At 43.7% G+C, this 23309-nt stretch carries 17 protein-coding genes; 13 read left to right on the top strand and 4 right to left on the bottom strand.

Annotated features, from left to right (window positions below; translation table 11 throughout):
• Positions 1 to 176 precede the first annotated feature (176 nt).
• Positions 177 to 2090, top strand: coding sequence for a molecular chaperone DnaK (gene dnaK / locus GKR61_RS13460; RefSeq protein WP_154639841.1), 1914 nt, complete (start codon positions 177 to 179; stop codon positions 2088 to 2090).
• A 110-nt stretch (positions 2091 to 2200) separates the two neighbouring features.
• Positions 2201 to 3349 (top strand): molecular chaperone DnaJ, encoded by a 1149-nt coding sequence (gene dnaJ, locus GKR61_RS13465; protein ID WP_036950288.1) that lies wholly within the window; start codon positions 2201 to 2203, stop codon positions 3347 to 3349.
• 61 nt (positions 3350 to 3410) lie between these two features.
• On the opposite strand, the gene GKR61_RS13470 is transcribed toward dnaJ, so the two are convergent.
• Both GKR61_RS13470 and GKR61_RS13475 read right to left on the bottom strand, forming a co-directional pair.
• Positions 3411 to 4778, bottom strand: a complete 1368-nt coding sequence (locus tag GKR61_RS13470) for an amidohydrolase (protein ID WP_442959315.1) — start codon at positions 4776 to 4778, stop codon at positions 3411 to 3413.
• 137 nt (positions 4779 to 4915) lie between these two features.
• A complete protein-coding gene (locus tag GKR61_RS13475) occupies positions 4916 to 5764 on the bottom strand; it encodes an EamA family transporter (RefSeq protein WP_036950292.1) in 849 nt (282 codons plus the stop codon).
• 394 nt (positions 5765 to 6158) lie between these two features.
• On the opposite strand from GKR61_RS13475, the gene nhaA reads away from it, so the two are divergent.
• Positions 6159 to 7346 (top strand): Na+/H+ antiporter NhaA, encoded by a 1188-nt coding sequence (gene nhaA, locus GKR61_RS13480; protein WP_036950295.1) that lies wholly within the window; start codon positions 6159 to 6161, stop codon positions 7344 to 7346.
• Between the two features lie 174 nt (positions 7347 to 7520).
• Positions 7521 to 8444, top strand: a complete 924-nt coding sequence (gene nhaR / locus GKR61_RS13485; RefSeq protein ID WP_036950297.1) for a transcriptional activator NhaR — start codon at positions 7521 to 7523, stop codon at positions 8442 to 8444.
• Positions 8445 to 8521: 77 nt separating this feature from the next.
• On the opposite strand, the gene rpsT is transcribed toward nhaR, so the two are convergent.
• On the bottom strand, positions 8522 to 8782 hold the full coding sequence (gene rpsT / locus GKR61_RS13490) for a 30S ribosomal protein S20 (protein WP_036950300.1): 261 nt from the start codon (positions 8780 to 8782) through the stop codon (positions 8522 to 8524).
• A 599-nt stretch (positions 8783 to 9381) separates the two neighbouring features.
• Between rpsT and ribF the strand changes: the two genes are divergently transcribed.
• The 9 genes from ribF (at position 9382) to GKR61_RS13535 (ending at position 22257) form a co-directional block, all read left to right on the top strand.
• Positions 9382 to 10320: a bifunctional riboflavin kinase/FAD synthetase gene (gene ribF, locus GKR61_RS13495; protein ID WP_036950302.1), complete on the top strand. Its 939-nt coding sequence runs from the start codon at positions 9382 to 9384 to the stop codon at positions 10318 to 10320.
• Positions 10321 to 10348: 28 nt separating this feature from the next.
• Positions 10349 to 13159 (top strand): isoleucine--tRNA ligase, encoded by a 2811-nt coding sequence (ileS, locus tag GKR61_RS13500; RefSeq protein WP_108479229.1) that lies wholly within the window; start codon positions 10349 to 10351, stop codon positions 13157 to 13159.
• On the top strand, positions 13159 to 13662 hold the full coding sequence (lspA, locus tag GKR61_RS13505) for a signal peptidase II (protein WP_036950306.1): 504 nt from the start codon (positions 13159 to 13161) through the stop codon (positions 13660 to 13662). The genes ileS and lspA overlap by 1 nt, the downstream gene beginning before the upstream one ends.
• Positions 13663 to 13764: 102 nt before the next feature.
• Positions 13765 to 14235 (top strand): FKBP-type peptidyl-prolyl cis-trans isomerase, encoded by a 471-nt coding sequence (fkpB, locus tag GKR61_RS13510; protein WP_154600146.1) that lies wholly within the window; start codon positions 13765 to 13767, stop codon positions 14233 to 14235.
• The gene (gene ispH / locus GKR61_RS13515; RefSeq protein WP_132496157.1) at positions 14216 to 15169 is read left to right on the top strand and encodes a 4-hydroxy-3-methylbut-2-enyl diphosphate reductase; all 954 of its coding nucleotides are present in this window, start codon (positions 14216 to 14218) and stop codon (positions 15167 to 15169) included. Before fkpB ends, ispH begins: the two co-directional genes overlap by 20 nt.
• A gap of 221 nt (positions 15170 to 15390) precedes the next feature.
• Positions 15391 to 16212 (top strand): 4-hydroxy-tetrahydrodipicolinate reductase, encoded by an 822-nt coding sequence (dapB, locus tag GKR61_RS13520; protein ID WP_036950314.1) that lies wholly within the window; start codon positions 15391 to 15393, stop codon positions 16210 to 16212.
• A 449-nt stretch (positions 16213 to 16661) separates the two neighbouring features.
• Positions 16662 to 17825, top strand: a complete 1164-nt coding sequence (carA, locus tag GKR61_RS13525; RefSeq protein ID WP_108479264.1) for a glutamine-hydrolyzing carbamoyl-phosphate synthase small subunit — start codon at positions 16662 to 16664, stop codon at positions 17823 to 17825.
• A 14-nt stretch (positions 17826 to 17839) separates the two neighbouring features.
• Positions 17840 to 21061 carry a carbamoyl-phosphate synthase large subunit gene (carB, locus tag GKR61_RS13530; RefSeq protein WP_154639843.1) on the top strand — a complete coding sequence of 1074 codons (3222 nt, stop codon included), beginning with the start codon at positions 17840 to 17842 and terminating at the stop codon, positions 21059 to 21061.
• 167 nt (positions 21062 to 21228) lie between these two features.
• Positions 21229 to 22257 carry a MerR family transcriptional regulator gene (locus tag GKR61_RS13535; RefSeq protein WP_154600148.1) on the top strand — a complete coding sequence of 343 codons (1029 nt, stop codon included), beginning with the start codon at positions 21229 to 21231 and terminating at the stop codon, positions 22255 to 22257.
• An 83-nt stretch (positions 22258 to 22340) separates the two neighbouring features.
• Here GKR61_RS13535 and GKR61_RS13540 read toward each other — a convergent pair whose 3' ends face one another.
• Complete coding sequence (locus GKR61_RS13540) at positions 22341 to 23240, bottom strand: PhzF family phenazine biosynthesis protein (protein WP_036950323.1); 900 nt, start codon at positions 23238 to 23240, stop codon at positions 22341 to 22343.
• Positions 23241 to 23309: the final 69 nt, after the last annotated feature.

The raw sequence follows: 23309 nt of genomic DNA on the forward strand, positions 1-23309 counted from the left end.
ACCCCATCTTTAAGACATCAACAGTTATCAATCTAAATTATTGCGAATTGCAAAAAGAATTAAGGTTGCAAAAAAAATCAAGGTTGAAGTAAAAACTCCCTTGAAAATGAAATATTGAGCCTTATATAGATTGATATCGAAATTAAATGAAAAGAATTCCTTTGGAGGCGTTTTAAATGGGTAAAATTATTGGTATCGATTTAGGTGTAACTAACTCATGCGTTGCAATTATGGATGGCACTACTGCGCGTGTTCTTGAGAACAGCGAGGGTGATAGAACTACTCCTTCCATCATTGCATATACACAAGATGGTGAAATTTTAGTTGGTCAGCCAGCAAAACGTCAGGCTGTCACTAACCCAGAAAATACATTATTTGCGATCAAACGTTTGATCGGTCGTCGTTTCCAAGACGAAGAAGTTCAGCGCGACGTGTCTATCATGCCATACAAAATTGTAGCGGCTGATAACGGTGATGCGTGGTTAGATGTGAAAGGCCAAAAAATGGCACCGCCACAAGTTTCTGCTGAAGTGCTGAAAAAAATGAAGAAAACAGCGGAAGACTATCTGGGTGAACCAGTAACTGAAGCGGTTATCACTGTTCCAGCTTACTTTAACGATGCTCAGCGTCAAGCAACCAAAGATGCGGGTCGTATCGCTGGTTTAGAAGTAAAACGTATCATCAACGAACCAACAGCAGCAGCGCTGGCTTACGGTTTAGATAGAGAAGTTGGCAACCGTACTATCGCGGTTTACGACTTAGGTGGTGGTACATTCGACTTATCAATCATCGAAATCGATGAAGTTGATGGCGAAAAAACCTATGAAGTTCTGGCAACTAACGGTGACACTCACTTAGGTGGTGAAGACTTCGATACTCGTTTAATCAACTATTTAGTTGACGAGTTTAAGAAAGAACAAGGTGTTGATCTGCGTAACGATCCACTGGCAATGCAACGTCTGAAAGAGTCTGCTGAAAAAGCAAAAATTGAGCTGTCTTCTGCTCAACAAACTGACGTTAACCTGCCATACATCACAGCAGATGCGACAGGTCCAAAACACATGAACATCAAAGTGACTCGTGCAAAACTGGAGTCACTGGTAGAAGATTTAGTTAAACGTTCTATGGAGCCAGTTAAAGTTGCTCTGCAAGACGCTGGTTTAAGTGTAGGTGACATCAACGACGTTATCTTAGTTGGTGGTCAGACTCGTATGCCAATGGTTCAGAAAGTTGTTGCTGATTTCTTTGGTAAAGAACCACGTAAAGACGTTAACCCAGACGAAGCCGTTGCAATGGGTGCAGCAGTACAAGGTGGTGTATTAGCGGGTGATGTTAAAGACGTTCTGTTACTTGACGTAACTCCACTGTCTTTAGGTATCGAAACCATGGGTGGCGTGATGACTTCGTTAATTTCGAAGAACACCACAATCCCAACTAAACACAGCCAAGTGTTCTCTACTGCAGAAGATAACCAAGCAGCCGTGACCATTCACGTACTGCAAGGTGAGCGTAAACGTGCGAGTGATAACAAATCACTGGGTCAGTTTAACTTAGATGGTATTCAAGCAGCGCCACGCGGTATGCCGCAAATCGAAGTGACTTTTGACATCGATGCGGACGGTATCCTGCATGTTTCTGCGAAAGACAAAAACAGCGGTCGCGAGCAAAACATCACCATTAAGGCATCTTCTGGTCTGAATGACGAGGAAATCGAAAAAATGGTACGTGACGCGGAAGCTAACGCTGAAGCAGACCGTAAATTTGAAGAGTTAGTGCAGGTTCGCAACCAAGCAGACCAACTGATTCACGGTACTCGTAAACAAATCGAAGAAGCAGGCGACAAATTACCAGCTGAAGATAAAGCGAACATCGAAAAAGCAACTTCAGAATTAGAAGTCGCTTCTAAAGGTGAAGATAAAGCTGAAATCGAAGCGAAAATCCAAGCGCTGGTAACGGCATCTGCGAAACTTCTGGAAATTGCACAGCAACAAGCTCAAGCGGGCGCTGCGGGTGCAGGTGCAGAAGCGAAGAAAGATGACGATGTTGTTGACGCTGAATTCGAAGAAGTTAACGACAAAGACAAAAAATAAGGCCCTTAGCGGGCGCAGTGACTATCGCAATAATGTTAAATAGTGACTGATACCGGACACGGGCGTTGAGGGAACTCTGCGCCCGTGTCTGCATGTTAAGGGAAAAATAAATGGCGAAAAGAGATTTTTATGAGGTTTTAGGCCTCGAAAAAAATGCTTCAGAAAAAGACATTAAGCGAGCGTATAAGCGCTTAGCAATGAAATACCATCCTGACCGCAATCAGGAAAACAAAGATGAATCTGAAGAGAAATTCAAAGAGATAAAAGAAGCTTACGAAGTCCTGTCCGATGAGCAAAAACGTGCCGCTTACGATCAATATGGCCATGCCGCGTTTGAACAAGGCGGTATGGGTGGCGGAGGTGGATTCGGCGGCTTTGGTGGCGGCGATTTCAACAGTGATATTTTTGGTGACATCTTCGGTGACATTTTTGGTGGCGGTCGTCGTCAACAGCGCCCAAGCCGTGGTTCTGATCTGCAATACAACATGGAACTGACTCTTGAAGAAGCAGTCCGTGGAGTGACCAAAGAGATCCGTATTCCAACGCTCGAAAGCTGTGACGTGTGCCACGGTAGCGGTGCAAAACCAGGCACTAGCGCAGATACATGCCAAACCTGTCACGGTATGGGCCAAGTACACATGCGCCAAGGTTTCTTCTCAGTACAACAACCTTGCCCAACCTGTCACGGTCGCGGGAAAGTTATCAAAGACCCATGCAACAAATGTCATGGCCAAGGTCGCGTTGAAAAATACAAAACCTTATCCGTTAAGATCCCTGCAGGGGTTGATACGGGTGACCGTGTTCGTTTATCCGGTGAAGGTGAAGCCGGTGCGAATGGTGCACCAGCAGGGGATTTATTCGTTCAAATGCATGTTTTACCTCACGATATTTTTGAGCGTGATGGTAATAACTTACATTGTGAAGTGCCAATCAACTTTGCAGCAGCAGCGCTGGGCGGCGAAATTGAAGTCCCAACCCTTGATGGTCGCGTTAAACTGAAAATTCCTGCGGAAACCCAAACGGGCAAAACGTTCCGTATGAAAGGTAAGGGCGTGAAGTCAGTACGTGGTGGTATGCAAGGTGATTTAATGTGTCACATTGTTGTCGAAACCCCAGTCAAACTGAATGAGAAACAAAAAGAGTTACTCAGAGAGTTTGGTGAGTCGTTAGGCGGTACGGGTGGCGAGAAAAATAGCCCACGTTCAAAACGCTTCTTAGATGGCGTGAAAAAATTCTTTGATGATTTAACCAATAAATAAGGGTTAATCGCTAAGTTAAGAATCATGGCTGATCCAGTGAAAAACTGAATCAGCCATTTTTTTATTTCACAGTTTCACCGCTGGCAACCACGGTTTTACGAACTTGATCGGCAAATTGTAGAGCCTCTTTCACAATCGCATTTTCATCAACTGTGAGTACTTTGCGGTCTTCCATTAATAGGTTTCCATCCACAATGGTATGGCGTACATTGGAAGCATTCGCGCCATAAACCAGTGCGGCATAAGGGCTATACATCGGAACCATATTCGGTGATTTTGTATCGACAACGATAATATCTGCCAATTTCCCCGCTTCTAGAGAGCCTAATTTATCTTCCATGTGAATGGCTTTTGCGGAGCCTTTGGTCGCTAATTCAACCACGGTAATGGGCGGCATTGCAGCTCTATCTTTATTTTCGAGCTTATGAATTTTACCTACTAAATTTAGTTCATTCATGGTTGTTAAGGTATTGCTGGACATCGGACCATCGGTTCCTAAGCCTACACGAACTCCTTTTGCTAACATCGCGGTCACTGGTGCAACACCTTTGGCTGATTTGGTATTCGCACTGACATTATGAGCCACTCCAACATCATACTGTTTGAGTAGGTTGATATCGTTTTCATCAACCATAATGGCATGAGCCGCAATGACTTTGTTATTCAATGCACCGATATCAGCCATATATTGAACCGGGCTTTTTCCGCCAGTACGCTTGGCAACTTCTTCTTGTTCTCGATCGGTTTCCGCTAAGTGGATCATCACGGGAACATTAAGTTCTTGAGAAAGTTTAGCAATTTTCTGTAGATGCTCAGTGGTATTGGTATAAGGTGCGTGAGGAGCAAAAGCTGGCGTAATGCGCGGGTGGTCTTTGTATTGGTTGATAAAATTCACCGCATAAGCGATACCTTCATCAGCATTTTTAGCATCGGCAACAGGGAATTTGATCACAGATTCCCCAAGGATCGCTCGCATACCAATTTTATCGACAGTTTTCGCAACTTCATCTTCAAAATAGTACATATCCACGTAAGTTGTAACGCCACCTTTGACCATTTCGACGTTGGCTAAGTTAGCGCCTACTCGCACCATTTCACGGGAAACCATCTTGCTCTCTAATGGGAAGATATAGCGGTGCAAACGGTCGGGGACATCGTCGGCAAGGGAACGAAATACAGTCATTGATGCGTGAGTATGGGTATTGATTAACCCTGGCATGACTATATCGCCATCAACATTTAGCCGTTTTTTGGCGGTATATTGTGTGGCAAGCTCAGGGCCGCCAACAGCGATAATTTTATTTTTATCAATAACAACAGTCCCATTCTCAATAACTTGATTATTGGCATCCATTGTCAAAACAGTACCATCAACAATGATTAAATCCGCTGGAGTGGTGGCAAGTGCCGCGATAGGTGCTGCCATCATCGATATGGCAACGAGAGATCGGAGTAATGTCATTTTTACCTCATGACTCAATGAAAAATAGGGCTAAAAATTATTTGTATCAAATATTATGGGCATCAAATATAGGATGTAAAACTTATCTTCTAAGCACCGCTATCTTAACTGGATAGTTTCGCCAGTAACACCCCAAGTAAGATGACAATACAGGCGAGGACTCGCATTCCATTAAATTTCTCTTTAAGAAATACAATGGAAAGAAACATAGCAAAAAGGACACTAGTTTCACGAATAGCAGCAACGAGTACGATGGGGGCTTGGCTCATTGCCCAGATTGCGATGCCGTAGCTAATTAGCTGCATTAACCCGCCAAGCAACCCTGAGCGCCAATATTGCCTAAACCCGTGTAGTAATGAACTTTTGTATTTCATCACTCCGGGGATGGCGAGTACCGCACCATTTAATAAAAACAGCCATAGGGTATAAACAACGGGATCTTGGCTGGCTCTAGCGCCATATCCATCCGAGAGGGTATAACAAGCCGTAAAAAAGGCAGTGCACAATGCAAAGCTAAGCGCTTTACCTTTGATATTCAACGTAAATTTTCGACCTGCAAACGCGATGGCTACCACGCCTGAAATGATGAAAATAATCCCTACAAAACTCATAAATGGTAAGGATTCATTGAATAAAACAATACTTAATAACGCGGTGATTAAAGGGGCTGAGCCGCGAGAAATAGGGTAAATTTGGCTGAGGTCACCATGGTTATAAGCTTGGCTGAGAAAATAGATATAACCGATGTGAAATAATACTGACAAAGCTAGCCACGGGACGGCATCGGGAGATGGCAGCCCAAACCAAAAGAGAGCTGGAATAGTTAAAATTCCAGAAAAAACGGCAATCATTATCAAACCAAAGAAGCGGTCATTACCAAATTTAACCAGAGCATTCCAACTGGCATGGCAAAACGCAGCAAACAGCACAGAAAGCAGTACGTATAGGGACATAATATAGAGAGATAGTGATTGCTTAAGAGTGGCTCGAGTATCACATAAAGCGTCTTTTTTATGAAGAGGCACGCAAGGAAGAGAGGGCAGGTACTTTTATTTTTGCGAAGGGCTTCGAAAATAAAAAAATAAACGATTTTTTGGACTATCGATAATGGTCATTTTTCATTAGTCTCTAAAAAAGTTGAATATTTAAAGCGCTTTACTCAGTAAATTTATTGTTGGTTTTTAGAATAGTTGCCTATAGTTAAATTAACGATTTATTATCATTCGTCGTGATCTCGATTGTTAAATACTCGGAAATTACGATCATTAATGGATAAATAAACGATTTTTTACGAATTAATGATTATCATAATATTAACATTCAAAAGTATTTTTTGGGGTTATTCATATGACAGCAATTATTCGTAAATTTTTAAAGTTAGAAGCAGCAGGAGGGCTACTCCTAATTATTGCTGCCATTGTCGCTTTAATAATGGCTAATACGCCATTACAAGGAGCTTATCAGCAATTTTTAGATATTCCGGTAGCCATTAAAATCTCAACATTTGAATTAGATAAACCTCTGATTCTATGGATTAATGATTTCTTAATGGCTGTGTTTTTCCTGGTTGTTGGTTTAGAGGTAAAGCGCGAGTTATTGGAAGGATCCCTGGCGGGACGTGATAAAGCGATATTTCCGGCAATTGCGGCTGTGGGTGGAATGATTGCACCAGCGTTAGTTTACTTAGCGTTCAATGGTGCTGACGATATTACTCGTCAAGGTTGGGCTATCCCTGCAGCAACAGATATTGCATTCGCGTTGGGTGTGATGGCGTTATTGGGTAAGCGTGTTCCTACAGAGCTCAAAGTATTTTTATTGGCATTAGCTATCATTGATGACCTTGGTGTCATTGTGATCATTGCCTTTTTCTATACCAGCTCAGTTTCTGTCGTCGCATTGAGTTTAGCTGCACTGTGTGTGGCAATACTGTGTCTAATGAACTGGCGACGAGTTGAAAATACGGCAGCTTATTTGGTGATAGGCCTAATCTTGTGGGTTTGTATTCTGAAATCAGGTGTTCATGCCACTCTGGCGGGAGTGATTGTTGGTTTCTTAATTCCATTAAGAGGGACTAATAATACAAAACCGTCGGAAGAATTAGAGCATGTGCTGCACCCTTGGGTTGTTTATCTCATATTGCCTATCTTTGCATTTGCAAATTCAGGCGTACAGCTCAATGGCGTCACCTTTGATGGTTTAATGAGCCCATTACCACTTGGTGTCGCAGCGGGTTTGATACTGGGCAAACCAGTCGGTATTTTCTTATTTAGTTGGATTTCGGTAAAAGTAGGGTTGGCTAAATTGCCAGCATCGATTAACTTGAAGCAAGTGTTTGCTGTTTCTGTGCTTTGTGGAATCGGTTTTACTATGTCTATTTTTATCACCGGGCTCGCTTTTGAAGGGCTTGATGAAGTGTATAGTACCTACTCGAGACTGGGCATTTTAATCGGTTCAACAACAGCTGCATTGTTAGGGTACTTTATGTTAAGGGTAGTGTTACCGAAACCAAAAGTTTCGCACAGTGATGCAAAATAAACATAATAGACGTAATTATTAGTAAGAATTTTCGAGTTAATCTTCTATGATATGCCCGCGGTATGAGTTGCATACTGCGGGTATTTTAACTTATAACTCCCGATTACGGGGTACGGGTAAAGCGTATGGTCATTATGCACTGCGGTCATTATTGGCGATACAAAAGGAATCGATATGCGGGTTTCACATCTTAATTTTAACCACCTTTACTATTTCTGGCATGTTTGCAAAGAAGGCTCTGTTGTCGGTGCTGCCGAGGCTCTTTACCTGACTCCACAGACAATTACTGGGCAAATTAAAGCACTCGAAGAACGGTTAGGTGGAAAATTATTTAAACGCCAAGGTCGGGGGCTAGTGCCTTCAGAGCTGGGACAACTGATTTTTCGTTATGCTGACAAAATGTTTATGCTCAGCCAAGAAATGCTGGATATCGTCAACTACAGCCGAGAATCTAACCTACTGTTTGATGTGGGCGTGGCTGACGCATTATCGAAACGTTTAGTCAGCCGTGTACTAGAAACAGCAGTTGTAGAACATGAGCAAATTCATTTACGTTGCTTTGAATCAACTCATGAGCTGTTACTGGAGCAATTAAGCCAGCACAAGCTGGATATGATTTTATCGGATTGCCCTGTGGACTCTTCACAACAAGAGGGGCTGTTCTCTGTTAAATTAGGCGAATGCAGCGTCAGTTTTTTCTGCCGTCAGCCAGTACCGAAGAAACCATTCCCTGAATGTCTAGAAGAGCGCAGGTTATTAATTCCAGGGCGTCGTTCGATGCTTGGTCGCCATTTATTAACATGGATCCGCAATAAAAACCTACAAGTTGAAGTACTTGGTGAATTTGATGATGCTGCATTAATGAAAGCATTCGGAATGTATCACAATGCCATTTTCGTGGCGCCATCTTTGTATGCGAAAGATATTTTTGCTGATAATGAAGTGCAGGAAATTGGCCGCTTAGATAGTGTTAAAGAAGAGTATTACGTGATTTTTGCGGAAAGAATGATCCAGCACCCAGCAGTACAACGTGTCTGTAACAAAGATTTTTCTGAGTTATTTTCTGCGCCGTTCGATAATTTAGAACAGAAAGTTTAGAACACGAAAGTGTGAGGCAAGAAATTAGCAGACAAAAAAACCGGCCTAAGCCGGTTTTTTATAATCAAGAAGCGAAATTACATTGCTTTGATTTGAGCAACTAAGTTAGCTTTATGACGTGCTGCTTTGTTTTTGTGGATCAGGCCTTTGCTAGCGTGGCGATCAACAAGAGGTTGCATGTCATTGAATGCTTTCTGAGCTGCTTCTTTATCGCCTGCAGCGATAGCAAGGTAAACTTTCTTAATAAAAGTACGTACCATAGAGCGACGGCTAGCGTTGTGCTGGCGACGTTTCTCTGATTGAACGGCACGTTTCTTAGCTGATTTGATATTAGCCAAGGTCCAACTCCCAAATGTATTCTATTGAGGACAATTTAAAGGTCAAGGAATATGCCCTTTCGCCCTTCATTTGTCAATGGATTTGTGCAAATAAACATCGTGTACTTCGATGTCAATGCGTTGTGAATGGTGCAAGATTCTACCAGCAAATATCAGAAGAATACAGATCTGCGCGTGAAAAAAAGCATAATTGATAGAAGATATTTTAAATCATTTTTCAGAAAAAATTTTTTTAGTGATATCAAACGTTCATTAAGATGAAATTGAATGATAACTAGAGTGTTTTTTGTACACTTGAGTTTGTTATACAAAATGGATGATAAGAAAACTATAAAAATTAAATATTTTTAGAGATCTCCGCGTCAATTTGTTGTATTGATAATCTATTGGTTATCCAAACTTTTTTGATTTGCCTATGGACAATGATCAGATTCAGCAGCGCGGTGTCGTGCAGAAAGATGCTTAGCAGTGTAAAATCATCTGATTAAATAGTGTAGTGATCAAAAAAATAGGGTTTAATGAAAGCTTTTACGAACTTAGGTTAACCTTATGCGTCGTACAAGGTATAATCCTGCAATTTCCTCGGTATTGAGCCAGTTATGGAGCTAATTCGCGGTATACAAAATATCCGGTCGTACCATCATGGTTGCGTACTGACTATTGGTAATTTTGATGGTGTTCATCGTGGGCACCAAGTATTACTTCAAAATTTGAAGCTCAAGGGTAAACAGTTAGGTTTACCAACTGTTGTGATGATATTTGAACCACAACCCCTTGAATTTTTTACGGGTGATAAGGCTCCTGCGCGTTTGACACGCCTAAGAGATAAAGTGAAGTACCTTGCTGATAGCGGGGTCGATTATCTATTATGTGTGGAATTTAACCAGCATTTTGCCTCATTAACGCCAGACGCTTTTGTGTCTGACTTATTAGTCGACAAACTCGGTGTGAAATATCTCGCCATTGGTGATGATTTCCGATTCGGAAAAAATCGGATGGGGGATTTTTCTTTTTTACAGCAAGCCGGTCAAAAGTTTGGTTTTGAAGTCGCAGACACCGAAAGCTTTTGTGATTCAGGTGTGCGCGTCAGCAGCACTGCGATCCGTAAAGCGATACAAAACAACGATCTGGCATTAGCTGAAAATTTATTAGGTCACACATATCGCATTAGTGGGCGTGTGGTTCACGGTAATCAGCTAGGTCGTACGATAGGTTTTCCGACAGCAAACCTACCGTTAAAACGTTTAGTCACACCGGTGACTGGCGTGTATGCTGTAGAAGTTCATGGTCTGGGCGATAAGCCTGTACCGGGCGTGGCAAACATTGGCACACGTCCAACGGTATCTGGAAAAGGTACCCAGTTAGAAGTCCATCTGATTGATGCACATATGGATTTATATGGGCGTCATATTGATGTTGTGTTACGTAAAAAATTACGTGACGAACAGCGGTTTGCTTCGTTGGACGCGCTGAAGGAGCAAATTGCTAATGATGTAGTTGCAGCCAGAGAATATCTCGCAGCAATTGGAATCAGATAATTTAGCGGAAAATTGGAACTGAGAATCGATGAGTGACTATAAAAATACCCTGAATCTACCAGAAACAGGGTTCCCAATGCGTGGCGATCTCGCTAAACGCGAACCACAGATGTTAGAGCGCTGGTACAAAGAAGGTTTGTATCAGGCAATCCGTAAAGCAAAATCGGGCAAGAAAACCTTTATTCTGCACGATGGTCCTCCGTATGCTAACGGCAGTATTCATATTGGTCACTCAGTAAACAAAATTCTCAAAGATATTATTATTAAATCCAAAGGGCTGGCGGGCTTTGATTCCCCATACATCCCTGGTTGGGATTGCCATGGCTTACCTATTGAACACAAAGTTGAACAAATCGTAGGTAAACCAGGGGAAAAAGTTTCCGCCGCTGAATTTCGTGCAAAATGCCGTGAATATGCCAAAGAGCAAATTGAAGGGCAAAAAGCTGATTTTATCCGCTTAGGTGTGTTGGGTGAGTGGGACAAACCTTACCTGACCATGGATTTTAAAACCGAAGCGAACATCATCCGTGCTCTGGCGAAAACCGTTGCAAATGGTCATTTAGTGAAAGGGGCAAAACCCGTTCACTGGTGTACAGCATGTGGTTCCTCATTGGCTGAAGCGGAAGTCGAGTATTACGACAAAACATCCCCATCTATCTACGTTCGCTTCCCTGCGGTAGATAGCAAAGCCGTTTGCGAAAAATTTGGTGTTTCTAGCGATAAAACGCCATCTTTAGTGATCTGGACGACAACGCCTTGGACGTTACCAGCTAACCGTGCAATCTCTCTGAACCCAGAGTTCAAATACTCTCTGGTGGATGCGAATGGTGATTTAGTCATTCTAGCAACTGACTTAGTTGAAGAAGTCATGAAGACTGTCGGTGTTGAGTCATGGACAGTATTAGGCGAGTGCGAAGGTAGTGCATTAGAGTTACTTCGTTTTGCTCATCCATTTATGGGCTTTGATGTGCCTGCAATTTTAGGTGACCACGTTACGCTAGATGCGGGTACAGGTGCGGTACATACAGCGCCAGGTCATGGTCCTGAAGACTATGTTGTTGGACAAAAATATGGTTTAGAAACAGCGAACCCAGTGGGTCCAGATGGCTGCTTCTTGCCAAATACTTACCCAGGTTTAGATGGTTTATTTATTTTCAAAGCTAATGATGTGGTGCTGGAAATTCTGAACGAGAAAGGCTTATTGATGTACAAGAAAGCTATCTCTCACAGCTATCCATGTTGCTGGCGCCATAAAACCCCAGTTATTTTCCGTGCGACACCACAATGGTTTATCGGCATGGATAAAAACGGTCTGCGTGAACAATCTCTGAAAGAGATCGACATTGTTCAGTGGATCCCAGGTTGGGGGCGTGCACGTATCGAGTCAATGGTTGAAAACCGCCCTGACTGGTGTATCTCACGTCAACGTACTTGGGGTACCCCAATGTCGTTATTCGTGCACAAAGAGACTGAAGAACTACATCCACGTACTTTAGAGCTGATGGAAGAAGTCGCTAAGCGCGTTGAAGTTGATGGTATCCAAGCATGGTGGGATTTAGACCCTGCTGAATTGCTGGGCGCTGATGCTGAAACTTATCGTAAAGTACCAGACACTTTAGACGTTTGGTTCGATTCAGGATCCACCCACTTTGCTGTGGTTGATGCTCGTCCTGAATTCCATGGTAACTCCGCAGATATGTATCTGGAAGGTTCTGACCAACATCGTGGTTGGTTCATGTCTTCTCTGATGCTGTCTACTGCGATGAAAGGCAAAGCACCTTACCGCCAAGTTCTGACCCACGGTTTTACCGTTGATGGTCAAGGTCGTAAGATGTCTAAATCTTTAGGTAATACAGTGAGTCCGCAAGATGTGATGAACAAGCTGGGCGCTGATATCCTGCGTCTGTGGGTGGCATCAACTGACTATACGGGCGAAATCGCTGTATCTGATGAAATTTTAAAACGTGCAGCAGACTCTTATCGCCGTATCCGTAATACCGCGCGCTTCTTACTGGCAAACTTAAATGGTTTCAACCCAGAAACCGATATGGTGAAACCAGAAGATATGGTGGTGTTAGATCGCTGGGCGGTTGGTCGTGCATTAGAAGCACAGAAAGAGATTACGAAAGCGTACGATGAGTATGATTTCTTAGGTGTTATCCAACGCTTAATGCATTTCTGCTCTATCGAGATGGGCTCGTTCTATCTGGATATTATCAAAGACCGCCAGTACACCGCGAAAAGTGATAGCGTTGCGCGTCGTAGCTGCCAAACTGCACTGTTCCATATTGTGGAAGCGTTGGTTCGTTGGATTGCACCGGTTCTGTCCTTCACATCTGATGAAATCTGGAACGAATTACCGGGCAAACGCGCTCAATTCGTTCTCACTGAAGAGTGGTATAACGGCTTATTTGGTTTAGACGAATCTGAAGCGATGAATGATGGTTTCTGGTCTGAACTGTTAGCCGTACGTGGCGAAGTGAACAAAGTTCTGGAACAAGCGCGTACAGACAAGCACATTGGTGGTTCGTTAGAAGCTTCGGTAACGTTATATGCGGATAGCACATTAGCTGCTAAGTTAAATAGCTTAGGCGATGAACTGCGTTTTGCGCTGTTAACATCTCAAGCGAATGTGGCTGATATTGCAACGGCGCCTGCGGATGCACAAGACAGTGAACTGAAAGGCCTGAAAATTGCCTTCAGTAAAGCGGCTGGGGAAAAATGTCCTCGTTGCTGGCATTATGCAAGTGATATTGGTGCAGCGGCAGAACAACCTGAAATCTGTGGTCGCTGTGTGACTAACGTAGCCGGAAACGGTGAATTACGTAAGTTTGCTTAATGAAGACACCTATTTGTTCTACTGGTTTGCGTTGGCTGTGGCTGACGGTTGTGATTATCGTTGCAGATTTAGCAATTAAGCAATTGGTCTTAAAAGAGCTGACTCTGTACGATCCACACCCTTTAATTCCGTACTTTAACCTTATGTACGCTCAAAACTTTGGTGCGGCATTTAGTTTCCTGGCGGATAAAGGCGGCTGGCAGCGCTGGTTCTTTGCTGGAATAGCTATTGCCATCTCCATTACGTTAATGGTGATGATGTATCGCCAAAGTGTGAAAAAACGCCTGAGCAATATTGCTTATGCGTTAATTATTGGTGGTGCGATCGGTAATTTATTTGACCGTTTAGTGCATGGCTTTGTGGTTGACTACATTGATTTTTATGTTGGCAACTGGCACTGGCCGACCTTTAACTTGGCGGATATGGCCATTTGTATTGGTGCGGCATTGGTGATTTTTGAAGGCTTTTTGCCGGATAAACCCAAACAGCAAGATGCTAAATAGAACAGATAGTGCGATAGGTTGATAAAACCCAATATTGCATATTAATCATCTCAGCCCGACGATAGTCGGGCTGAACTTTATGATAAAAAACAGGTTTAGATTATGTCTACTCAAATACAGGCGCAGAGTTCTGTTTTACTGCATTTCACTCTGAAATTAGAAGATGGCTCCACGGCAGATTCTTCTCACGCACAAGGAAAGCCTGCGTTGTTTGCTCTTGGAAATGATTCACTGTCGCCAGAAATAGAAGCGCAACTGATTGGGCTATCTGAAGGTGAAAAGAAAACATTTTCCTTAGCTGGGGATACGGTATTCGGGAAACATAATCCAGACTTAGTGCAATACTTTTCATTGCGTGATTTTATGGAAACGGGGATCCCTGAAATTGGTACCATCATGCTGTTTACGGGCATGAATGGAAGCGAAATACCGGGTGTCGTGAAGGCAATCGAAGGGGAATCAATTACTGTTGATTTTAATCATCCTCTTGCTGAGCAACAAATTACCTTTGAAATTGAAGTGCTAGAAATAGACCCACAATTGGAGAGTCACCATGCAAATATTAATGGCTAATCCTCGTGGATTTTGTGCGGGTGTTGACCGTGCAATCAGTATTGTTGAACGCGCCTTAGAAATTTATGGCGCACCGATTTACGTTCGCCATGAAGTGGTGCATAACCGCTATGTGGTTGACGATTTACGCCAGCGTGGCGCTATCTTCATTGAAGAAATCTCTGAAGTTCCGGATGGCTCTATTCTAATTTTCTCAGCTCATGGCGTTTCACAAGCCATTCGCCAAGAAGCCCGTTCCCGCGATTTAACCATGTTATTTGATGCGACCTGCCCATTAGTGACTAAAGTGCATATGGAAGTGGCTCGTGCAAGTCGTAAAGGCAAAGAAGCGATTTTAATCGGTCACGCAGGACACCCTGAAGTGGAAGGGACAATGGGGCAATACAATAACCCTGAAGGGGGAATGTATCTTGTTGAAAGCCCTGAAGACGTTTGGAAGCTACAGGTAAAAGATGAAAACAACCTGAGCTTTATGACGCAAACGACGCTTTCAGTGGATGATACCTCCGATGTGATTGATGCGCTCACCCGTCGATTCCCTAATATCGTTGGACCGCGTAAAGACGATATTTGCTATGCGACCACGAACCGCCAAGAAGCGGCGCGTGAGCTCGCGGAAAAAGCCGATATCGTGCTAGTTGTTGGTTCGAAAAACTCGTCCAACTCAAACCGTTTAGCTGAATTAGCGTCTCGAATGGGGAAGGCCGCATTTCTGATTGATGGTGCTGAAGATATTCAAACTGAGTGGTTAAAAGATAAGAAAATTATCGGATTAACAGCGGGGGCATCCGCACCAGATATTTTAGTCCGTCAAGTGATTGATAGACTGAAAGAGCTGGGTGCAGACTCCGTAGTTGAGCTGCAAGGGCGAGAAGAAAATATCGTTTTTGAAGTACCAAAAGAGCTGCGTGTGGACGTTAAAGAAATTAACTAATACATTGATTTTATTATAGTAGCGGCTGATTTGGTCGCTGCTATTTTCTATTTTTTTAGCATCCCATTCCATATCAATACAATTTTTTCTGATAATCATCCCCCTCTCTACGGTTTTATTAATATCTCCAGATTAGTGCTGGCGTCCCGATTCAAGTTTCTTTAAGGTATAACCAAGATTTTATTTTGGTTTTCGCCTCAATATTTACGAAAGGATCAAAAATGGCAGATTCAACTGTACGCGTTGCGATTGTCGGTGCGGGTGGGCGCATGGGGCGCCAATTAATTCAAGCAGCACAAGAACAAGACGGAATTCAACTTGGCGCAGCCATTGAGCGTGAAGGCTCTTCACTTATAGGCACTGATGCGGGTGAATTGGCGGGAATTGGGCAAATTGGTGTGAAAGTCGTTGGTCACTTAGATTCTGTCGTTAATGATTTTGATGTACTGATTGATTTCACCCGTCCTGAAGGTACCTTACAATATTTAGCGTTCTGTCAATCTCACCAAAAAGGCATGGTCATTGGGACCACAGGATTTGATGAACAAGGAAAATTGGCTATTGCTGAAGCCGCAAAATCTATCCCAATTGTCTTCGCTGCCAACTTTAGCGTTGGTGTGAATCTGGTGCTGAAATTACTGGAAAAAGCGGCGAAAGTGATGGGAGATTACACTGATATTGAAATTATTGAAGCCCATCATCGTCATAAAGTTGATGCCCCTTCAGGCACTGCGCTGGCGATGGGGGAATCTATCGCGGATGCATTAGGAAAAGATCTGAAAGAGTGTGCGGTGTATGCACGTGAAGGCTATACCGGAGAGCGTGAGCCGGGCACGATTGGTTTTGCTACTGTACGTGCTGGCGATATTGTTGGTGAGCACACTGCAATGTTTGCTGATATTGGCGAGCGTGTAGAGATAAGCCACAAGGCTTCCAGTCGTATGACCTTTGCTAAAGGCGCGATAAGAGCATCATCTTGGGTTAATGCCAAGAAAGATGGGTTGTACAATATGAAAGATGTCCTTAATCTTGATGATTTGTAGTTTTTTATAAAATAAATTTCCATTTAAAATCAGATGGCTTCGGTTGAAGTCTCTGATTTATCGTAATCTATTTATTTGATTTAATTAAATCCGTTGTTTTCTATTATCTTTGTGTCATTTTTTCTCTTTTTTACTCAAAAATTGCACTTTAGATCCTTCCTTGTCTGCGCTATTATCCATTTTGCACTTTTCTTCGCTATTAACCGTTTGCGTTTTTACCCATGAATAGTTATTTCATTAGCCTTCTATAGAAAAAATAGGTAAGAATGCAAAAAAAGTAAGCTAAAAGTGAAAAAAATGCATTTTTTTCTAGACAAGACTCTATCCCATCATTAGAATGCGCGCAATTTGCCAAAAATTTGCTTAAAAACTCATTTTGGCATTGATTTAGATCGCAAAATCTGAATTAATATGCAAAAAATATGATTGATTATTCTCCGGAGGATGTTTTGATTAAGTCAGCTATATTGGTTCTGGAAGACGGAACCCAATTCCACGGGCGCGCCATTGGTGCTGAAGGGGCCGCTATTGGAGAAGTCGTTTTCAATACTTCAATGACCGGATATCAAGAAATAATTACTGACCCTTCCTATTCCCGCCAAATTGTTACTCTCACTTATCCCCATATTGGTAATGTCGGCACTAATGCTGATGACGAAGAATCTCCTAACGTACACGCTCAAGGCCTTATCATTCGCGACTTACCATTAATTTACAGTAACTTTCGTGGTCAGGAAGGCTTGTCTGAATATCTGAAACGCCACAATGTGGTGGCTATCGCGGATATCGACACGCGCAAATTAACCCGCCTGTTAAGAGAAAAAGGCGCACAAAACGGTTGTATCATCGCAGGGGATAACCCAGATGCGGCGTTGGCTTTAGAAAAAGCACGCAGCTTCTCAGGTTTAAATGGCTTAGATTTAGCAAAAGAAGTTTGCACCAAAGAGATTTACAGCTGGACTCAACGCTCTTGGAACTTAGAAGAAGGGCAACCAGCAGCAAGCAAAGAAGATGAGCTGCCATTACACGTTGTTGCTTACGATTTTGGTGCAAAGCGCAATATTCTGCGTATGTTAGTTGACCGTGGGTGCCGCTTAACCGTCGTTCCGGCAACAACACCAGCAGAAACGGTGTTAGCGATGAACCCAGATGGGATTTTCTTATCAAACGGCCCTGGCGACCCAGCCCCTTGTGACTACGCTATCAACGCTATCCAAGAATTCTTAAAAACTGAAATCCCCGTATTTGGCATTTGCTTGGGTCACCAATTGCTAGCATTAGCAAGTGGTGCCAATACCGTGAAGATGAAGTTTGGTCACCACGGTGCTAACCACCCAGTTAAAGATTTAGATAAAGATGTGGTGATGATCACGGCTCAAAACCACGGTTTTGCGGTTGATGAATCCACACTACCCGACACATTGCGTGTGACGCACAAATCGCTGTTTGATGGCACTTTGCAAGGTATCCATCGCACAGATAAACCTGCATTTAGTTTCCAAGGTCACCCAGAAGCCAGTTCTGGTCCTCATGATGCCGCAGGTCTTTTTGACCACTTCATTGATTTAATCAACGAATACCGTCAAAACACACCACGTTCAAACGCAAAATAATCGGGAGAAAGAAAATGGCAAAACGTACAGATATTAAAAGCATTCTGATCCTCGGTGCGGGCCCGATTGTTATCGGCCAAGCGTGTGAGTTTGACTATTCAGGTGCGCAAGCGTGTAAAGCTCTTAGAGAAGAAGGCTACCGCGTTATTCTAGTGAACTCGAACCCAGCGACTATCATGACAGACCCAGAAATGGCGGATGCAACTTACATCGAGCCAATTCACTGGGAAGTGGTACGCAAAATCATTGAAAAAGAGCGCCCAGATGCAGTATTACCAACCATGGGTGGACAAACCGCGCTGAACTGTGCCCTTGAGCTTGAACGCCAAGGTGTATTGGCTGAATTTGGCGTGACCATGATTGGTGCGACTGCGGACGCGATTGATAAAGCAGAAGACCGCCAGCGCTTTGATAAAGCGATGAAAAAAATCGGTTTAGGCACAGCGCGTTCAGGTATCGCACACACAATGGAAGAAGCTAATGCCGTCGCTGATGACGTTGGTTTCCCGTGTATCATTCGCCCATCTTTCACCATGGGGGGGTCCGGTGGTGGTATCGCGTATAACCGCGAAGAATTTGAAGAAATCTGTACTCGTGGTTTAGATTTATCTCCAACTAACGAATTATTAATCGATGAATCGTTAATTGGTTGGAAAGAGTATGAAATGGAAGTAGTTCGCGATAAGAAAGATAACTGCATTATCGTCTGCTCCATTGAAAACTTCGACGCAATGGGAATTCACACTGGTGACTCCATCACCGTCGCACCTGCGCAAACACTGACAGATAAAGAATACCAAATCATGCGTGATGCCTCGATGGCAGTACTGCGTGAAATCGGCGTTGAAACAGGCGGTTCTAACGTTCAGTTCGCCGTTAACCCGAAAGATGGTCGCTTAATTGTTATCGAGATGAACCCGCGTGTTTCTCGTTCATCCGCACTAGCGTCAAAAGCAACAGGCTTCCCAATTGCTAAGATCGCTGCAAAATTAGCGGTTGGTTACACTCTCGATGAGCTGATGAATGACATCACAGGCGGTCGTACTCCTGCGTCATTTGAACCGTCTATCGACTACGTTGTGACCAAAATCCCTCGTTTTAACTTCGAAAAATTCGCAGGAAGCAATGACCGTCTGACCACCCAAATGAAATCCGTGGGTGAGGTGATGGCTATCGGCCGCACATTCCAAGAATCTATGCAAAAAGCGCTGCGTGGTCTGGAAGTGGGCGCAACAGGCTTCGACCCGAAAGTGAGCCAGGACGACCCAGAATCGTTAACTCGCATTCGCCGTGAGCTGAAAGATGCGGGCTCCGACCGTATTTGGTACATCGCTGATGCATTCCGCGCAGGCTTATCTATCGATGGTATCTTCAATCTGACCAATATCGACCGCTGGTTCTTAGTGCAAATTGAAGAGCTGGTGCGTTTAGAAAACGAAGTGGCAGAGTTAGGAATCAATGGTCTGACTAAAGATTTCTTACGCCAACTGAAGCGTAAAGGTTTTGCGGATGCGCGTCTGGCAAGTTTAGTGGGTGTGTCTGAAGCTGAATTACGTAAGTTACGTCAAGGTTATGATTTACATCCAGTTTATAAGCGTGTAGATACCTGTGCGGCAGAGTTTGCGACCGACACTGCTTATATGTACTCGACTTATGAAGATGAATGCGAATCCAATCCGAACAACGACAAGCCAAAAATCATGGTATTAGGTGGCGGTCCAAACCGTATCGGACAAGGTATCGAATTCGACTACTGCTGTGTACACGCTTCATTAGCGCTGCGTGAAGATGGTTATGAAACTATCATGGTCAACTGTAACCCAGAAACGGTTTCAACAGACTACGACACTTCTGACCGCCTCTATTTCGAGCCAGTGACACTGGAAGATGTATTAGAAATCGTCCGTATCGAACAGCCGAAAGGGGTGATTGTTCAATATGGTGGTCAAACTCCACTGAAATTAGCGCGTGCATTAGAAGCCGCGGGTGTACCGGTTATTGGTACTAGCCCTGATGCGATTGACCGTGCAGAAGACCGTGAGCGTTTCCAACAAGCGGTTAATCGCTTAAACCTGAAACAGCCACAAAACGCCACTGTTGCAACTATCGAACAAGCTGTTGAAAAAGCAGCGGGTATCGGCTATCCACTGGTGGTTCGTCCATCTTACGTACTGGGCGGTCGTGCGATGGAAATCGTTTATGACGAAGTTGACCTGCGTCGCTACTTCCAAACCGCGGTGAGTGTGTCTAACGATGCGCCAGTCCTATTAGACCGCTTCCTTGATGATGCGATTGAAGTTGACGTGGATGCAATCTGCGACGGTGAAATGGTGCTGATTGGCGGAATTATGGAGCACATTGAGCAAGCGGGTGTTCACTCTGGTGACTCAGCATGTTCACTGCCAGCTTATACATTAAGCCAAGAAATTCAGGATGTGATGCGTGAACAAGTGCGCAGTCTGGCATTCGAGTTACGCGTTCGCGGTCTGATGAACGTCCAGTTTGCGGTGAAGAACAACGAAGTTTACCTGATTGAAGTGAACCCGCGTGCAGCAAGAACGGTGCCATTTGTTTCTAAAGCAACAGGCGTACCACTAGCGAAAGTTGCCGCGCGTGTTATGGCGGGTCAAACACTGACTCAGCAAGGCGTGACTGAAGAAGTCATTCCACCTTACTACTCAGTCAAAGAAGTGGTTCTGCCATTCAACAAGTTCCAAGGTGTTGACCCAATCCTCGGACCAGAAATGCGCTCAACGGGTGAAGTGATGGGTGTTGATCGCACATTTGCTGAAGCATTTGCTAAGGCGATGTTAGGCAGCAACTCAACCATGAAGAAATCCGGTCGCGCACTGCTGTCTGTTCGTGAAGGCGATAAAACGAAAGTTGTTGATTTAGCAGCGAAACTGCTGAAACACGGTTTTGAGTTAGATGCGACTCACGGAACGGCGATTGTCTTGGGTGAAGCGGGTATTAACCCACGTTTAGTGAACAAAGTTCACGAAGGTCGTCCACACATTCAAGACCGTATTAAGAATGGAGAGTACAACTACATCGTGAATACAACGGCAGGTCGTCAAGCGATTGAAGATTCAAAACTCATTCGCGGTAGCGCACTGCGTTACAAAGTTCACTATGATACAACCCTCAACGGTGGCTTTGCGACGGCATTATCCCTGAGCGCAGACCCAACGGATAAAGTGATTTCTGTACAAGAGATGCACGCATTAATTAAATAATCACTGATTCGCTGATTATTAACCCCAGTGGTGTTATCGCCTCTGGGGTTTTTTTATGGGTAGCGAAAAAGTGGAATAAATTAATATAAATGAAAAATAGTGCACAATAGTGATTGACCCTCACGTAACGTGAGGCACTAACCTGCATTTCAGGACAGGAGGCTAAGATGCTATTTCAAGTGGGTGAGATTGCAGAGAAAACAGGATTAACCATTCGTACCCTTCATCATTATGAAGAGATTGGTTTATTACTGCCGACTGCCAGAACCGATGCAGGTTATCGACTCTATAATATGCAATGTATTGAACGTTTGACGCAAATTCAGATGCTGCGTCAGGTGGGAGTCAAACTGAAAGACATCGGTGAGTTACTTAATGGTCACAGTGGCGATATCTCTCTTTTGCTGCAAGAGCGTATTAGTCTGTTAACCGAGCAGATGAAGCAGATTGAAAAACTGCGTTCACGCCTCGAGCGGTTACAGCAGCAAATGCAACAGGGAGATAACCCCACTCAGGCTGATTGGTTTTCATTATTGGAGATGATGTCGATGTTTGATAAATATTTTACCCCTCAAGAGCTTGAGCAATTGCCACTATACACGGCGAACACATTGAAAAATCAAGAGTGGCAACAGCGGGTCGCCACAGTAAAATCGTTAATGGAAAAAGGTGAATCACCGAAATCAGCTGAAGTACAAGCGGTTGGTGTTGAGTGGATGACTGCCTTGGAAAGAGATACGGGCGGAAACCCTGATTTCTTTGCGCGTTTAAATCAAATTCACTTAACCGACAACGAGCTAATGTTTTCGACAGGGATCACCGAAGCGATGATTGATTTTGTAGCTCGGGGTTTCAGTGAGTACCAACTGTCGCGTTTTAAACCCCATTTAACCGCAGAGCAATTTACTGTTGTCAGCCAGCATTATTTTGAATCCGGCAAAGTGTGGCCTGAATTTATTTCAGGAATTTATAATGCATTGAAAGCGGGGGATGCCCCAGATTCGCCGAATGTGCAGAAGCTAGCGGGAATGTGGTTAACCATGTTTAACCAATTTACTGGGGGCGATCCGCTATTACAGGAAAAAATCCGCACGATTTATCGCGAAGATCCGGTTATTTCTCAAGGAACATGGATGACGCCAGAAATTGGGCAGTATCTGTTTTCCGCCATTAGTTTCTTATTGGCGAAGCAATAACAGCGTAAGTTAGCAATCCATTCTTGATATCAAAGTCGCGACAGAATATGCCGCGACTTTTTTGTTTTAGGTGTGTTAAGAGATTAAAAATGGACGGTTTGGACACCCATTGTTGCGGCTTGTCCACCCACATAAACTCGACTGATAGCCTGATCTTGATGAGAGATTTCCACTTGAATTTGCGAGGAACACCCCATTGCTCGCCCTTGCTCTAACAGAAAATGGGTTTCTGTGGGGAAGACATGTTTCACAAGATAGCAGCCAAGAGCACCACTGGCGCTACCGGTTGCGGACTCTTCATTAATTCCGTAGAGCGGAGCAAAATTTCGGCAATGAGCAGTAAAAGAAGGTGACTGGTTTAACTCAAAAACATGAAAACCAATCGAGTCAAATTCACGGCTCAGCTGCGCGATAGCATCATAATTAGGTTTTAAATTATCCAATTGATTGGATTGCACGGGGACTAAAATATCAGGTAATCCAGTGGAGATAATTTCAATAGGTAAGCCTGTTTCTGTGATTGTCTCAGCTGGGATACCTAATGCGGCAGCGACGGTATTCACATCAGGCCCTTGGCGAGTAGCGGGGAGTGTTTGTTGCATAGTGACCCCATCAGCACTGACCGTAACATTTAAAATACCTGCTTTGGTTTTTTGGGAGTAGGTGCCAGCGGCTAATTGATTCAGTGAAAATAGGGTAAAAAAGACAGCCAATGTTGCATGTCCACAAAAGTCGACTTCACTTTCAGGGGTGAAAAAATCCACTTTAAAATCCGTTTCTTCACCCGCACTTTCTCCGGAATAGACAAACGCCGTTTCGGAAAATCCCACTTGGCGAGCAATCGTAATTTTTTGTGCATCACTGAGTTTCGGGGGATTGAGCACGACTCCGGCAGGATTTCCGCCTGTGTTATTTCGAGTAAATGAGTTTACAAGATGAACGTTAAGCGTGTGTTCATTCGTAGGTATTGCTGTGTTGTGCATAGTGGCTCCAGGGAAATTAAGCGCGTTTATTGAGTTATTTATTAGTACGAAGTGAGCGCATATTGAGAG

Origin of the sequence: Providencia sp. wls1916 (assembly GCF_009706585.1) — a bacterium.
GTDB lineage: Bacteria > Pseudomonadota > Gammaproteobacteria > Enterobacterales > Enterobacteriaceae > Providencia > Providencia lanzhouensis.

What these genes read in the sequence shown, in the direction of transcription:
- GKR61_RS13470 (WP_442959315.1), bottom strand. Translation starts at nt 4,778, where the DNA reads ATGATGGCAGCACCTATCGCGGCACTTGCCACCACTCCAGCGGATTTA.
- ileS (WP_108479229.1), top strand. Translation starts at nt 10,349, where the DNA reads ATGAGTGACTATAAAAATACCCTGAATCTACCAGAAACAGGGTTCCCA.
- ispH (WP_132496157.1), top strand. Translation starts at nt 14,216, where the DNA reads ATGCAAATATTAATGGCTAATCCTCGTGGATTTTGTGCGGGTGTTGAC.
- lspA (WP_036950306.1), top strand. Translation starts at nt 13,159, where the DNA reads ATGAAGACACCTATTTGTTCTACTGGTTTGCGTTGGCTGTGGCTGACG.
- GKR61_RS13540 (WP_036950323.1), bottom strand. Translation starts at nt 23,240, where the DNA reads ATGCACAACACAGCAATACCTACGAATGAACACACGCTTAACGTTCAT.
- nhaR (WP_036950297.1), top strand. Translation starts at nt 7,521, where the DNA reads ATGCGGGTTTCACATCTTAATTTTAACCACCTTTACTATTTCTGGCAT.
- fkpB (WP_154600146.1), top strand. Translation starts at nt 13,765, where the DNA reads ATGTCTACTCAAATACAGGCGCAGAGTTCTGTTTTACTGCATTTCACT.
- GKR61_RS13475 (WP_036950292.1), bottom strand. Translation starts at nt 5,764, where the DNA reads ATGTCCCTATACGTACTGCTTTCTGTGCTGTTTGCTGCGTTTTGCCAT.
- ribF (WP_036950302.1), top strand. Translation starts at nt 9,382, where the DNA reads ATGGAGCTAATTCGCGGTATACAAAATATCCGGTCGTACCATCATGGT.
- GKR61_RS13535 (WP_154600148.1), top strand. Translation starts at nt 21,229, where the DNA reads ATGCTATTTCAAGTGGGTGAGATTGCAGAGAAAACAGGATTAACCATT.
- carB (WP_154639843.1), top strand. Translation starts at nt 17,840, where the DNA reads ATGGCAAAACGTACAGATATTAAAAGCATTCTGATCCTCGGTGCGGGC.
- nhaA (WP_036950295.1), top strand. Translation starts at nt 6,159, where the DNA reads ATGACAGCAATTATTCGTAAATTTTTAAAGTTAGAAGCAGCAGGAGGG.
- dapB (WP_036950314.1), top strand. Translation starts at nt 15,391, where the DNA reads ATGGCAGATTCAACTGTACGCGTTGCGATTGTCGGTGCGGGTGGGCGC.
- dnaK (WP_154639841.1), top strand. Translation starts at nt 177, where the DNA reads ATGGGTAAAATTATTGGTATCGATTTAGGTGTAACTAACTCATGCGTT.
- dnaJ (WP_036950288.1), top strand. Translation starts at nt 2,201, where the DNA reads ATGGCGAAAAGAGATTTTTATGAGGTTTTAGGCCTCGAAAAAAATGCT.